This window comes from Planctomycetota bacterium (assembly GCA_035574235.1).
In the GTDB taxonomy this organism is placed as follows: Bacteria; Planctomycetota; MHYJ01; order MHYJ01; family JACPRB01; genus DATLZA01.
In genome coordinates this window covers 35,743-49,172 of sequence record DATLZA010000019.1, presented here as the reverse complement: position 1 = coordinate 49,172, position 13,430 = coordinate 35,743, and the positions used below count along the sequence as shown (strand labels likewise).

At 67.8% G+C, this 13,430-nt stretch carries 10 protein-coding genes; 9 read left to right on the top strand and 1 reads right to left on the bottom strand.

Features of this window, described 5'->3' with window-relative positions; genetic code table 11:
* The 5 genes from VNO22_01390 to larE form a co-directional block, all read left to right on the top strand.
* Window positions 1–1,045: hypothetical protein (locus VNO22_01390; GenBank protein ID HXG60001.1), on the top strand; the 1,045-nt coding region annotated here is incomplete at its 5' end.
* Window positions 1,046–1,159: 114 nt separating this feature from the next.
* Window positions 1,160–3,082, top strand: coding sequence for a cytochrome c biogenesis protein ResB (locus tag VNO22_01385; GenBank protein HXG60000.1), 1,923 nt, complete (start codon window positions 1,160–1,162; stop codon window positions 3,080–3,082).
* 12 nt (window positions 3,083–3,094) lie between these two features.
* The gene (locus tag VNO22_01380; protein ID HXG59999.1) at window positions 3,095–3,958 is read left to right on the top strand and encodes an MBL fold metallo-hydrolase; all 864 of its coding nucleotides are present in this window, start codon (window positions 3,095–3,097) and stop codon (window positions 3,956–3,958) included.
* A 5-nt stretch (window positions 3,959–3,963) separates the two neighbouring features.
* Window positions 3,964–5,751, top strand: coding sequence for a cytochrome c biogenesis protein CcsA (gene ccsA, locus VNO22_01375; GenBank protein ID HXG59998.1), 1,788 nt, complete (start codon window positions 3,964–3,966; stop codon window positions 5,749–5,751).
* Window position 5,752: 1 nt separating this feature from the next.
* Window positions 5,753–6,556: an ATP-dependent sacrificial sulfur transferase LarE gene (gene larE / locus VNO22_01370; GenBank protein HXG59997.1), complete on the top strand. Its 804-nt coding sequence runs from the start codon at window positions 5,753–5,755 to the stop codon at window positions 6,554–6,556.
* On the opposite strand, the gene VNO22_01365 is transcribed toward larE, so the two are convergent.
* Complete coding sequence (locus VNO22_01365; GenBank protein HXG59996.1) at window positions 6,519–7,343, bottom strand: tyrosine recombinase XerC; 825 nt, start codon at window positions 7,341–7,343, stop codon at window positions 6,519–6,521. The two genes, larE and VNO22_01365, sit on opposite strands and share 38 nt — an antisense overlap.
* Window positions 7,344–7,423: 80 nt before the next feature.
* Here VNO22_01365 and VNO22_01360 point away from each other — a divergent pair, with 80 nt between their 5' ends.
* The 4 genes from VNO22_01360 to VNO22_01345 all read left to right on the top strand — a co-directional run bounded on the left by VNO22_01360 (window position 7,424) and on the right by VNO22_01345 (window position 13,430).
* The gene (locus VNO22_01360; GenBank protein ID HXG59995.1) at window positions 7,424–8,518 is read left to right on the top strand and encodes a peptidylprolyl isomerase; all 1,095 of its coding nucleotides are present in this window, start codon (window positions 7,424–7,426) and stop codon (window positions 8,516–8,518) included.
* A complete protein-coding gene (locus tag VNO22_01355) occupies window positions 8,515–8,874 on the top strand; it encodes a hypothetical protein (GenBank protein ID HXG59994.1) in 360 nt (119 codons plus the stop codon). Before VNO22_01360 ends, VNO22_01355 begins: the two co-directional genes overlap by 4 nt.
* A gap of 17 nt (window positions 8,875–8,891) precedes the next feature.
* Window positions 8,892–9,539 (top strand): YggS family pyridoxal phosphate enzyme, encoded by a 648-nt coding sequence (locus tag VNO22_01350; protein ID HXG59993.1) that lies wholly within the window; start codon window positions 8,892–8,894, stop codon window positions 9,537–9,539.
* A 105-nt stretch (window positions 9,540–9,644) separates the two neighbouring features.
* Window positions 9,645–13,430 (top strand): protein kinase, encoded by a 3,786-nt coding sequence (locus VNO22_01345; GenBank protein ID HXG59992.1) that lies wholly within the window; start codon window positions 9,645–9,647, stop codon window positions 13,428–13,430.

Genomic DNA, 13,430 nt, shown 5'->3' with positions numbered 1-13,430 from the left:
GGATCTGCGCGACTCGGATTTCCTGGCCCGCGAGGTTCGCGGCCGGACGGCCTTTCCTGCGGGGACCCGCGCGGAAGGGGCGGCCCTCGAAGCGATGAGGAGCCTTCCGGGGGCGATGTTCCCCGTGGCTTCGCGGGCGCGACTCCTGGAGGCGGCGCGGGCCGCGGAATACCTCGCGCGCGGGGGGCGGTCGCCGGCGCGCCCTTTCCGGCCGGACCCCGTCCAGGACGCCGCTGCTGCGCCCGTGTACTGGCCGGCCGCGCCCCGGGCGGAAGTGCTCGTGACGCTTCCGGACGACGCGGCGCGGCTCCGGCTGGTCAACGCTCTTTTGACCGCCGGGCATGGTGCGCGGGAGCAGCGCGGCTGGAACCTGCCGCAGGGGACGAAGGGGAAGATCGACGTGGTCGTCGTCGCCCTTGCGGACGCGGCGCGCGCCGCGGCGGAGATCCGGCGTGAGCCGATGCTCCAGTTCTGCGCGATCCTGGCGGTCGGCGAGGACGCCCGCGGCCCCGCGGCGTTCAAGGCGCTTCAGGGCGGGGCCAACGACGTCCTGTCCCTGCCGGTGCGCCCCGAGGTGTTTCTGGAAAAGGTGCGCGCCTGCGTGGGGCTTCAGGGCAAGAGGCTTCGATGGGCTCCCTTCGTCCTTTCGGAGCGGCGCGCGGGGCCGCGCGAACGCAAGCCGACCACCTGCCGGCTCCGCGATCCGTTTCTCTCCAAGCCGCTGCCGATCAGCACCGCCACGGTGCTCGACCTTGCGGACGGCGGAATCCGGATCGAATACGGGCTGCTCGAAGGAATCGATCTCCGGCACTACCAGCCCCACGCGGTGCACCCCTCGCACTTCTTCTACGGATATGCCCGCCTGAACCCGCTGGGGCGGGACCTCGAGGTGGCGATCGTGCGCCCGGGACTGCCGGACCTCGTTTCGCCCGCGCGCGTCGTCCACGTATCGCGCGCGCTCAACGCGGAAGTCGCCGGGCTCGCGTTCATCAAGAAACAGCCGGGGATGTCCACGCGAATCCGCCCTGTCATCGATCGTTCCTAGACGTATTACTTAAGGCGGGAACGAAGAGAAGAAAGGAACGGCCGGTCCCGGTGGACAAGCCGTCCCCGCTTTGATAGGCTCAGCCCCGATGTCCGCTTCTCCATCGAAAGATTCATGACGTCCTCTCCGCGGCCCAAGGACTGGACCCGCCACCCCGTCACGCGGTTCCTCGGCTCGCTCTGGCTGCTTCTGCCGCTGCTGGTGCTCATGCTCCTCGTGCTCGTGGGCAGCAGCAAGTGGGGCCTGGACGAGTCGACCGGCGCCATCCGCAAGGACGTCTATCAGCCGGCGTTCAACGTGCTCATGGGGCTGCTCGTGGTCAACCTCGTGACCTGCACGCTCATGCGCCGGCCTTACAAGGTGTGGATGTGGGGCTTCCTCTGCACGCACGCGGGCGTCTTCACGATCATGCTCGGCTCCTGGATGAGCTACAACTGGAAAGAATACGGGCAAATGCGGATCCGGGAGGGGGAGACCGATCGGTTCTTCGAGCTCGAGGACGTGCGGACGCTCGTGGTGGAAACGTCCGGGGACCGCCGGTACGAGCACGCGATCGAGGAGAACCTGTACCGGCCGTCCGAGCCCCGCAAGGTCTGGCGGATCGCCGAGGAGGATCTGACCGTCTTCATCGACCGGTATCTCCCGCACACGGAATTCAAGCCGCCCAAGTATCCGGCGTTCGAAGAGGTGCCCGAGGGCGGCCAGCCGGCGGCCGAGATCGAATATTTCTTCGAGGGCCAGTCGAGCGGCACCCAGTGGATTACGGAGGGGATCAGCGAGGGCGTAGGCGGCCTCGAGATGCTCGTCCTCCAGCAGATGAGCGAGGAGAAGTTTCGCGAGTTCACCGAGCGATTCAAGGACGGCGTGGCGGTCTCGGCGGTGTTCTTCGTCCGCCTGCCGTCCGGATGGAAGTACGTCTTCATGAGCCGGCGGGGGGCGTCCCCGGAGATCGGCGACTATACGCCGGGAACGCTCGTGCGGTACCCGTTCATGCCGATGCGGCTGGAGTTCCGGATGAACCGGTATCTCCCGCGCGCGGAGAAGGTTCCGGTGCCCCGGGAAATCCAGAAGGACGATCCCGACAAGTTTCCGGCCCTCTACGTGCGTTTGCGCGGTTCTTCCGGGGAGCGCGGCGGATGGGTGTTCTGGCGCGAGCCCCGCACGCTGGAGCTGCCGGACCGCAGCGTGCGGCTACGGTTTACGGGCAAGCAGCGGGACGCCTTCGGCCTGGAGGTGCGCCTGCTGGCGTTCCGGAAGGTGGACCATCCGGGCACAAGCCAGGCCCAGAGCTTCGAGAGCGACATCGAGGTGATCGACCACGCGCGCGGGGGGGTGTCCTTCAAGGAAACCGTCAAGGTGAACGATCCTCTGGACTACCGGGGCGTGGTCTTCTACCAGGCTCAGTACAGCCGCGATTCCGACGGCCGCTGGGTGAGCATTTTTCAGGTATCGCGGGACCCCGGCAAGAAGATCGTCTACCTGGGAGTGCTCATCACGATCTCCGGTTCCATTTACATGTTCTATCTGCGCCGGTTCCTCATGCGCCTGATGCAAGGCATGGTGGGGGCCTCGGACCCGCCGCTTTCGAGCGCGGCCCAGCTGGGGTACCTGGCGCTCGGCACGTCCGGAACGCTCGCCGGGTTCCTTCTCGTGGGCATGGCGGAGTGGCCGATGCTGGCCGTTGTGGGCGCGGTGCTCGGCCTGGACGTCCTGGGGCTGGCGATCATGATCCTGCAGGCGCAGGGATGGGCGGCCGTTCGGCCGGCGCGACCCCTGGCACGGCCGCTGGCGATGCTGGCGGGAGGGGCGGCGCTGGGGGCGGGACTGGTGGCCTGGGCGTTCCGGCTGCCCTGGACGGGGCCGGCGACGGCGGCGGCGGTGCTGGCGGCGGCGGTCGGGTATCTTTTCTACCTGGGCGCGCGGCCCACGGTGCAGGCCCGGCCCGGACGGGCGGGACAGGTGGGCCAGCTCCTGGCGTGCTCCTGGCTTCTCAACACGGCGGGGCTGACGGTGCTGCTTCTGACGCAGACCGCCTGAGCGGGAGGACGCATGCACAAGCTCGGCGACTTCGAGCTGCACGCCATCAGCGACGGGTTCTTCCGCCTGGACGGAGGCGCGATGTTCGGAATCGTGCCGAAGCCCCTCTGGGAAAAGGTCCTGCCACCGGACGATCGCAACCGGGTGCGGCTCTCCCTGACGGCGCTTCTGGTCAAGACGGGACGGGTCAACGTTCTGGTCGACACGGGCATCGGCGCCTCGAAGCGGTCGGGGAAGTTCCTGGAGCTTTATGGAGTCGAGCAGCCGCCGCGCCTGGAGGAAAGCCTGGCCGCCGCGGGAGTGGGGCCCGAGGACATCGATTTCGTGGTTCTTTCGCACCTCCACTTCGACCATGCCGGAGGAGCCACGGTCCGGCGGGGGGAGGCCTTCGTGCCGGCGTTTCCGAAGGCCGTGTACGTCGTCCAGGAAGGAACCTGGGAGGAGGCGCTCGACCCGAATCCGCGCACGCGGGGAAGTTATATGCAGGAGGACTTCGTGCCCCTGCGGGAGGAGGGCCGGGTGCGTTTCGTTCGGGGTGAGGAGGAACTTGCGCCGGGCGTGCGTGTCCGCCGGAGCGGCGGGCACTGCGGGCACCACCAGGTGGTGGAACTCGAAAGCGGCGGTCGCAAGGCGATTTATTGGGCGGACCTTCTGCCCACGACCCGGCACGTCCGTCCCGCGTGGGTGATGGGCTATGACCTCTATCCCGCGGAAGTGGCGGCCCTCAAGGCGCGGCTTCTCGAACGGATCGCGGCGGAACGGTGGGTGAACGTGTTCGAGCACGATCCCGAGATCGCGATGGCCTACGTGGTCCGGAAGGAGAAGGACTTCGCCGTGGAAACGATTGAACGCGTCCCCGAAAGGCCGTTAGGATAACCGCTATGAGGAAGTCGCTCGCCGCCCTGTCGTTTCTGGCTCTCCTGGCTTCGTGCTCCCGCCGCGAACCGGCCAGTCCGGGATTCGACTTCGACACGCTGGCTTCGGTGGCGGTACTCGACGGCGGAAGGCACAAGCCGCTCGATACGCAGGCCCGGGAGCTTCTGCACGAACTGACCGGCAAGGAGAACTTCCGCGGATTCAAGGGGCCGGACGGAGCGTTCGTGGAGGTCTTTCCGAGCGCGCATCCCGTGGAGTCCGTGATCCGGATGGCCGCGCAGCCGGAAGTCTACAAGTCGAAGCCGCTCATTCGAATCCAGTTTCCCGAGGTGCGGGAAAAGTACGGCAAGGACCGCTCGCGCCAGTACTTCTCGCCGGAGGAACTGACGCGGTCGGCGGGCGAGCTTCAGCGGGAGCTCGAAGAGATCTCCCGCATGGAGGCCAAGGATCGCCGGCCGTACCACCGCGCGGTCCAGCATCTGGCCGAGCAGATGGGCGTGGTCCGCACGATTTTCGACGAGGTCCGTTTCCAGATCGTCCCGACCCCATACGGCGAAAAATCCCGCTGGCCGAGCATCGTGGATCTCGAGGGATATCTCGAAGAGGGCGACCGCGTCCGCGGCCAGAACCCTTCCGGGGACATCAAGGCGTTTCTGGACGTCATGGATCGCTTCGACCGCGCGAAGCTCAAGCGGATCGTGGACCTCTGGGGATCGCTCAAGAAGAATCTGGCCGAGGGGAAGGCGGCGGACTTCAACCGGGCGGCGGCGGAGCTGCGGGACGCCCTGAAGACCCTGAATCCGGTGTCGTATCTTCCGGAGGACAAGATCCAGGTTGAGCTCTTCTATAATGCATTCCGCCCCTTCACCAAGGCGTGGCTCTGGGGCTACGGACCCGGGGTGCTCTTCTTTCTTCTGTCCTTCGCGTTCTCCTCGTCGCGCTTCCGGGCTCTGGGGCTCGCCGCGCTTCTGGCGGGCATCGCGCTTCACGTGTACGGATACGTGCTCCGCTGGCAGATCGCGGCGCGCTATCCGCTGGCGAACATGTACGAGTCGATGATCGCCATGGGGCTTCTTCTGGCCCTCATTGGAACCGCGATGGAATTCATCATGAAATCCCGCGTCTTCGGGATCAGCGCGGCGACGATCGCGACGCTGTGCGTCGTGGCGGCGGAGGAGATCACGATCTTTTCGCCCTTCGTCTCGCAGCAGCAGCCCGCCCTTCTGAACGAAGTGCTCATGACGATCCACGTGCCGACGATCATGGCGGCGTACGGATGCGGACTGCTCTGCACGGGGGTGGGCTTCGCGTACATCCTCACGTGGCTCTTCGCTCCGCACAAGGAGGAGACGCTCCGCCATCTCGACCTGTGCCTGTACCGGATTCTTCAGATCACCACGTTGCTTCTCATCGGGGGCATTTCGCTGGGGGCGGTGTGGGCGGGGGAGGCGTGGGGGCGCTGGTGGGGGTGGGATCAGAAGGAGGTGTGGTCGCTCATCACGCTTCTCTGGTATCTCGCCATGCTGCACGCGCGCTTCACGGGGAAGGTGAAGGGCCTGCTTCTGGCCAACGCGGCGCTCGTGGGGTTCGCCGTCATCATGCTTTCGTACGTGGGCGTCAACATTCTCTTCGGCACGGGACTTCATTCGTACGGCCACGTTCTCGGAGCCACGTGGGGGCCGCTTCTGGGCATCTTCGCCGTCGAAGCCGCGCTCATTCTGACGAGCGCCGTCGTTTACCTTCGGCGCCGGGCGCATGGACAAGCTCGAATCCCTTCGGAAATCCCTGGCTGACATGGGAAGCGTTCTCGTCGCCTTCTCGGGCGGCGTGGACAGCACCTTCCTGCTCAAGGTCGCGCGCGACGTCCTCGGGGACCGCGCGGTCGCGGTCACGGCGCTGAGCGAGTCCTTTCCGGAGGCCGAGCGCCGCGAATCCGAGCGGCTGGCCCGGCTGATCGGCGCCCGACAGATCTTCGTCGAGACGAAGGAGCTCGACCGGGAGGGCTACCGCGCCAACGCTCCGGACCGGTGCTTCTTCTGCAAAGACGAGCTTTTCACCCGCCTGGCGCCCCTGGCGGAGCGGGAGGGCTGCCGGTACGTCGTCTACGGGGAGATCGCCGACGACCGCGCGGATCACCGGCCCGGAGCGCGGGCGGCGCGCCTGCACCGCGTGCGGGCGCCTCTGGCCGAGGCCGGCCTGACCAAGCTCGAGATCCGCCGGCTCTCCCGCGATCTCGGGCTTCCCACGTGGGACAAGCCCTCCATGGCCTGCCTTTCTTCGCGTATCCCGTACGGGAGCGAGGTGACGCCGGAGAAGCTCCGGGTCGTGGAGCAGGCCGAGGACGTCCTTCGGGGTCTGGGGCTGCGCCAGTTCCGCGTGCGTCACCATGACACGATCGCGCGCCTGGAGCTCGATCCGAGGGATTTCGAGGAGATCGTGCGGTCGCCCGTGCGGGATCTGGTGGTCGGGCGGCTCAAGGAACTGGGGTTCCGATACGTCGCCCTCGACCTTCAGGGGTATCGGACGGGAAGCCTCAACGAAGGAGTCGTGCCTCCCGCGGCTACGCGCGCGGATGATGGCGCCGGTGGACGGCCTTGAGGCGCGCCTGGTCCACCTGCGTGTAGATCTGAGTCGTCGAAATCTTCGCGTGCCCGAGCATTTCCTGAACGTAGCGCAGGTCGGCCCCGTTCTCGACGAGGTGCGTGGCGAAGGAGTGGCGCACCGCGTGGGGATAGGCGCGGCGGTCGATTCCCCCCCGGCGCGCGAGCTTGCGGACGATCCTCCAGACGGTTTCCCGCGCGAGGGGTCCGCCCCGGAGACTGCGGAACAGGGGAGCGTCCGGGGGCGCCTCGGGATCCTCCGCCAGGTACGCCGCGAGGGCCTCCCGGGCGGGCCGGCCGAGGGGAATCACGCGTTCCTTGGACCCCTTGCCCAGGCAGCGCACGTAGCCCGCGTCCAGATGCGCGTCCGATCGTCTCAGGCCGGCCACCTCCGAGGCGCGCAGGCCGCAGGCGTAGAGAAGCTCGGCGAGCGCCCGGTCGCGGGCGGCCAGCGGTCCCGAGGACGGGGCTTCGAGGAGCGCCTCGACCTGATCCCGGGACAGAGGATTGGGGAGGAGGCGGGGAATCTTCGGCGTCGGGACGTGCGAGAGGAGGTCCTCCCGCCCCAGGAAACGGAGGAACGAGCGGAGGCTCGCGGCCGCGCGGGCCAGGCCCGACGCGCGCGTCCGGCACGTCCGGAGGGCGGCGAAATAGGCGCGGATCCCCTCGCGGGAGAGCGGCCCGCGGAAAAACGAGAGATCGCGGCGGTACGCCTGCCGGGTGTGGGCGCTGTATCCGCGCTCCACCTCCAGATGCGTGAGGAATTCCTCGATCCGGTCCTGCATCGCGCCTTCCCGGAAAAGATCGACACGTTCCGGGGACGTTCTTGACAGCGCCGCGAAGGCGTCCGTATGATGCGGTCGTCATGCCCCTTCTGCGCGTTTTCGCGCCCGCGCTGATCCTGGCCGCCTGGAGCGCGTGTTCGGGCGGCGGTCCGGAACGCCCGGCGGATCCCGCGCGGGCGACCCGCCCCGCGCCGCCGGAGACGGCGATCCGGCCGCAGGACGCCAACGGGGCCGACGGCCCGCTGCCGGGCGTGCTCGCCGACGGCATCGCCGCGCGGATCAACAACGAGATCATCACCTGGAAGGACGTGGACGACAGCCTCCGGAACGTGAAAGGGGAGATTACGCCGGAGCTTCGCCTGTCGAAACGTCGCGAGCTGGCCGAAGAGAAACTTTTCCTTCAGGCCGCCCGCCAGCACGGCGTCCAGGTGAGCGAGCAGGAGCTTGAGGATTATCTGCGCCGGGAACGCAAGAACTTCCGGGACGAGGACGACTTCGAGCGATGGCTGCGCCTTCAGGGGATCACCCGCACCGAATACCGGGAACTGCGGCGGCGGACGTACCTGGTCTTCAAGCTCTACCGGCATTTGCTCCAGAAGTCGTTCACGAACCCGGACGAGAAGACGCCCGGCCTCATGATCGACTCCGTGCCTCCGGAGGAAATTCGCCGCTACTACGACAACCACCGCGAGCAGTTCAAGGCGATCGAGAACGTCAGCGCGGTGCGGGTGGCCTTCCAGTTCTCCACGGAGCGCGAGAAGGAATATAAGCGCGCCCTCGCTGAGTCCGTGCTGCGGAAGCTCCAGGAAGGGGCGGATCCTTACCTCGTGGCGCATTTCTATTCGGATGTCCGGCGGGGCGCGGGCGGCGAAGTGATCCTGCGGGGCGTGTCGCGCGAGGACGCCTCGAAGTTTTTCTCGCCGGCCACGGTGCGGCTCCTTTTCGACACGATGAAGGTGGGAGAGACGAGCGACATCGTGGAGGACGGATCGACGCTGAACATCTTCCGGCTCGAGCAACGCATCAACCAGCGGGAGGAGACCTTCGCCGAGGCGCAGGGCCGGATCCGGAGCTTCCTCGAGAACCAGAAGCGGGAGGAGAACCGCCGGAAGCTTCGCGACCATCTGGTGCGACAGGCGTACGTGTGGCCTCCGGACCTTTTCGCCTCCGAATGAAGAAGATCCTGCTCGTTCGGGCCCCGGGCCTTTCCGCCGGCGAGGCGGTTCGGGGAGACGTGGCCTGGACGCTCTCGGACCTCATCGCCGAGGGCTCGTTCGCGGCGCTGGCGGAACCGCCGGACTGGACCGCCCTGGCGGGGGAAGCCGGCGTGGAGGCCGTCGAGATTCCCTACCGGGACGCGGCGTCCTTCGACGCGGCTCTTTCGGAGGCGCTCCGCCGGGCGGGCGATGCGCCGGTGGCGATCGTTTCCGAAGAGGTTTTCGTCAGTCGCCGCTTCTTTCGGGAGCTTCGGCCGGGGGCGCGGCTGCGGGCGGAGGACGTTCTGCGGCTGATTCGAGGGATGAACGGCTAGGGTCCCGGGGGCGGCGCATGGATCGGGCGCGGCTGCGGGAGAACCTGGAGAAGGTGCGCGGGCGGATCGCCGAGGCCTGCCGTCGCGCGGGGCGCGACCCGGCGGGCGTGACGCTGGTGGTGGTAACCAAATCGGCGCCCGTGGAACTTATTCCTGAGCTGGCCGCTCTGGGGGTCACCGACGTGGGAGAGCACCGTCCGCTCGAAGGCCTGCGCCGGGTCGGGCCGCTGCGCCAGTTCCGGAGACACATGATCGGCCACATTCAGACCAACAAACTGCGCAGGACGCTCGAATGGGCGGAAATAATTCATTCGCTCGATCGTCCGGCCCTCGTGGAGGCCATGGCCCGGACGGAGCCCAAGCGGCCGGTCTACGTGCAGGTGAACGTCTCGGGCGAAGCCACGAAGGGAGGCTATCGCCCGGAGGAGGTTCCCGCGGCGGTCGCCGCGGCCCGCGGAGCGGGTCTTGAGGTGCTCGGCTTGATGACGATGGCTCCCCGCGGGGGCGATGCCCGCGGCTGCTTCCGGCGGCTGCGCGAGCTGGCGGCGCGCGAAGGGCTCGCGGGGCTCTCGATGGGGATGTCCGAGGATTTCGAGGCCGCCGTCGAGGAGGGATCCACCTGCGTTCGGATCGGCAGCGCGGTTTTCGAGGGCGTTCGGGTATAATTAGCCGGGGGTTCGAGCCGCGCCGGACGATACGAACAGGGGCTTTCGGGCTATCTCCGGAGGGAGCTCCGCCGCCGAGCCGGCGCGTCGGAACGGGAAGAGGGTATGCCGTTACTCATCGTCGAGAAGGGCCACGACAAGGGCAGGGCGGTGCCCGTCCCTTCCAAAGGCACGGTCCTGCTCGGCCGGGACTCCTCGACGGCCCTTCCGCTCCGGGACACGATGGCCTCGCGGATGCACTGCAAGATCGAATCCCGCGAGGACGGATACTACCTGACCGATCTTGAGAGCCTCAACGGGACCTACCTCAACGGCGCCCGGATTCGGGATACCGTCAAGCTTTCCTTCGGCGATCTCGTCAAGGTGGGGGAGACGCTCTTCACGTTCCAGTCCGACGAGGCGTCCACCACGAGCCTGGCCGGCCAGAGAATCGGCGGCTACCGGATCCTCGAGCGGCTCGGGCGGGGCGGCATGGGAACGGTCTACAAGGCCGAGCAAATCGATCTCCAGCGCCTCGTGGCCCTCAAGGTGATTTCCGAGGAGCATACGAAGGACAAGGACTTCGTCGAGCTGTTCATCCACGAGGCGCGGGCCGCGGCGAAGCTCAACCATCCCAACGTCGTGCAGGTCTACGACGTCAAGCGGCACAACGACGTCTACTACTTCTCCATGGAGTACGTCTCGGGCGGGAGCGTCCAGGATGTGCTCAATAAACAGCGGCGCATTCCCGTGGACCAGACGGTCCGCTGGATCCTGGACGCCGCCCGCGGCCTGGATTACGCCCACAAGAAGGGGATCATCCACCGGGACGTGAAGCCCGACAACCTGATGATCTCCGAGACCGGGATGGTCAAGATCGGGGACATGGGGCTGGCCCGGGGCCTGAACGAAAAAGTCGGTCCCGAGGAGGAGACCTCCGTCATCGGCACGCCGCATTACATCGCGCCGGAGCAAGTGCTGGGGCGCCCCGCCGATTTCCGAAGCGACATTTATTCCCTCGGAGCCACCGCCTACCGGATGCTGGCGGGGGTGACCCCCTTCCAGGCCCCGAGCGTCCGGGAGCTCGTCAATAAGAAGGTGCGCGAGGATGCGCCTTCGGTCCGCGACTTCAACCCGGACGTGCCGGAGGAACTGGCCCGGATCGTGACGCGGATGATGGAGCGCGATCCGGACAAGCGGTATCAGACGATGGCGGAGGTCGTGGCCGATCTGGAGCGTTTTCAGCGCGGCCAGGCGGGAGCCGAGGCGGCCGCCCGGGGCGAGGGTTCCACGGCGATTCAGATGCTCGTGACCCACAAGAAACTGCTCGGAGCGGCCGTGGGGCTTCTCATCGTGGTGGTCGTGGGGGGGATCGTGGGCGCCTCCTTCTTCCGGGAAGCGCCCCCGCCGCCTCCCCCTCCGACGCCCGCGGTCGATCCGCGCCAGGCGCAGCAGGCCCTCGAGGTGGTCGTCCTGACGGAGCTCAAGAAGATGGACCGCTCCGACCCGCGCTCGATCGAGCGGGTCATGGAGGACTACGCGCGTGTGATCCAGGCGTACCCGGGGACCGAGGTCGCCAAAAAGGCCGCCGAGAACCGGAACGCGCTGGCGAGGCTCCTTCGCGAAGTCCGGGCGGAGCAGCGGTTCAAGCTCCTGGAGGCTCAGGACGTCGCGCAGTGGCGTCAGGCCGTGGAGACCGCCGGTCCGGCCGGGCCGGATCTTTCCCTCATCGAGGGCACGGCGGCGGAGTACGAGGCGTTCGCCCGCTCGGAGGAGGCGCGGGGGACGCCGGCGGCCGACCGCGCGCGCGCGCGCACTGAGCATATCCGGCGGTGGAAGGAGGCCGTGGAGCGGCAGCGCGCGGAATTCGAAAGCGCGGTCCGCCGCGCTCAGGCGCTGCGGGATCAGAAGAAATACGGGGAGGCGTGGAACCTCCTGGCCGCCTTCCAGGAGGAGGCGCGCAAGGCGGCGCTGGAGTGCGACTTCGCCAAGGACCGGTACCGGTCGGTCCTCTACGACCAGGCGGCCGCGCGGGAAATCCAGGCGCTCGTGGCGGAGGCGCGCTTCACCTGGGGGCAGGTGGAGGAGCAGGCCCGGGCGCTGGCGCGCGAGAAGAACTTCGAGGCGGCGCTGCGGCTTCTGGAGGGCGTCCTGCAGGACTCCGTCCCGGAGGTGGCGCAGCTCGCCCGGCCGGTGAAGGAGGCCCTGGAGCTGGAGGCCGCCGCGATCGTCCGGGCGGAGGAGATGGCCCGGGAGGCCGCGCGGGAGGCGGCCCGCGCCCGCGCCCGGGCGGCCATCGCCCAGGAAGCGCGGGCGATCCGGGAGCTCGTCCTGCGGTTCGACTTCAAGGGAGCGCTTCAGCGGATGAAGGCCCTCCGGGACGCCCACGGAATCGAGGATCTGCGCGAGCGCCTCGACCGGCGGGTGTCGGAGCTGGAGCGGTGCGCCCACCTGAAGGAAAGCCTCATCAACGTGATCAACGCGCGCGTCGCCGGAGGAGTCAATCCCCACCGCTTCCGCAGCGAATTCCAGACGGCCACCGGCAGCGGCACCATCGAGAGCGCGGACGAGAAGTCCCTCAAGATCCGGCTCTCCGGAGGCGGGGGCACGTTCGAATACTACTGGAGCGAGTTCACGGGGTCGGCCTTTTACGAGTTCATCAAGCGGCATTGGAAATACAACCGGGAGCAGAACGCCGATCCCAACGACCGGTGCAACCTCGCGGCGATCTGCATGGAGTTCGGACTCTACGAAGACGCCCTGGCGGAAATCGAGTCGGTCCTGACCTCCATGAAGGACCCGCTGTTCGTCGTTTCGGAGTCCGTCCGGAAGTTCTGCACGGAGTACAAGGAGCGGATCGAGCGGGGCGAGTCCGCGGAGGAGGACGAGATCGAGGCCCAAAAACGGCTGGTGCGGCTGGAAATCTTCATGAAGAACGACGAACTCAACGCCGCCCGGCGCGAGATCGACCTTCTGCGCGGCCGCTACGGCCGGACCGACGCGGTGCGGCAGGCCCAGGCGCGCCTCGAGGAGCACGCCCAGAAGATCCGGGAGAAGGGGGGAGAGCTTCTCAACCGGACCCGGCGCGAGGAACGCTGGCAGAAGATCCAGACCCGGGTGGGCGAGGAGGTGGCGGCCGCCCGCCGGTCCTATCAGGACGTGGTTTCCCGACTGACCCGCCTCGAAGATTCCTTCGAGCGCAACCTCCACCTGGGCGCCGCCGCCGCGGCGGTGGGCGACTGGCGGACCGCCGCCGAGCGGTACAACGAGGCGCGCCGCGCCGGAGACGCCATGATGATCCGCCGGGAGGTCGGCCGGGATTTCGCGCGGATCCTGGCGGAGCAGGTGTACGGCGAGCTCTACCGGTGCTATGTCCTCCTCAAGGACCGCAAGTCCGCCGATCTCGTGCGCGCCGAAGGGACGCGCCGCTTCATCAACCCCGACACGCGCGCGGAGGAGGAGTGGTGGACCGCGCTCGTGAAGTGGCTGACCTACTGGAGCGAGGAGGCGTATCCCCTCCACGAGAAGAAAGCGGCCCAGCTTCGCGAGGAACTCAAGAGCAACCCCGAGGATCCCCAGAAGATCTGGGCCCTGGCGCAGGTGTCGGGAGCGCTTCAAAACTTCGCCGAGGCCCGGGGGTATTACGCCTATCTCCTCGAGAACCACCCGGAGTTCTCGCAGGTGCAGAACGGAAACTGCCTCTACGCACTGGCGGAGCTCCTGTTCGCCGCGCGCGACGTCGTCCAGGCGAGGAAGCGCTACCAGGAACTGGAATCCCAGCACCGCCAGCATCCCAAGGTGGTCGATACGGAGGCGCGCGACGGCGTGCGGCGCCGGCTGGACGAGTGCTACAAGCTCCTCACCAAGATGGGGTATGCGTCCCCGTCGGGCGGCCGCGACCGCGCGAAGTAG

What these genes read in the sequence shown, in the direction of transcription:
- VNO22_01385 (HXG60000.1), top strand. Translation starts at nt 1,160, where the DNA reads ATGACGTCCTCTCCGCGGCCCAAGGACTGGACCCGCCACCCCGTCACG.
- VNO22_01380 (HXG59999.1), top strand. Translation starts at nt 3,095, where the DNA reads ATGCACAAGCTCGGCGACTTCGAGCTGCACGCCATCAGCGACGGGTTC.
- ccsA (HXG59998.1), top strand. Translation starts at nt 3,964, where the DNA reads ATGAGGAAGTCGCTCGCCGCCCTGTCGTTTCTGGCTCTCCTGGCTTCG.
- larE (HXG59997.1), top strand. Translation starts at nt 5,753, where the DNA reads ATGGGAAGCGTTCTCGTCGCCTTCTCGGGCGGCGTGGACAGCACCTTC.
- VNO22_01365 (HXG59996.1), bottom strand. Translation starts at nt 7,343, where the DNA reads ATGCAGGACCGGATCGAGGAATTCCTCACGCATCTGGAGGTGGAGCGC.
- VNO22_01360 (HXG59995.1), top strand. Translation starts at nt 7,424, where the DNA reads ATGCCCCTTCTGCGCGTTTTCGCGCCCGCGCTGATCCTGGCCGCCTGG.
- VNO22_01355 (HXG59994.1), top strand. Translation starts at nt 8,515, where the DNA reads ATGAAGAAGATCCTGCTCGTTCGGGCCCCGGGCCTTTCCGCCGGCGAG.
- VNO22_01350 (HXG59993.1), top strand. Translation starts at nt 8,892, where the DNA reads ATGGATCGGGCGCGGCTGCGGGAGAACCTGGAGAAGGTGCGCGGGCGG.
- VNO22_01345 (HXG59992.1), top strand. Translation starts at nt 9,645, where the DNA reads ATGCCGTTACTCATCGTCGAGAAGGGCCACGACAAGGGCAGGGCGGTG.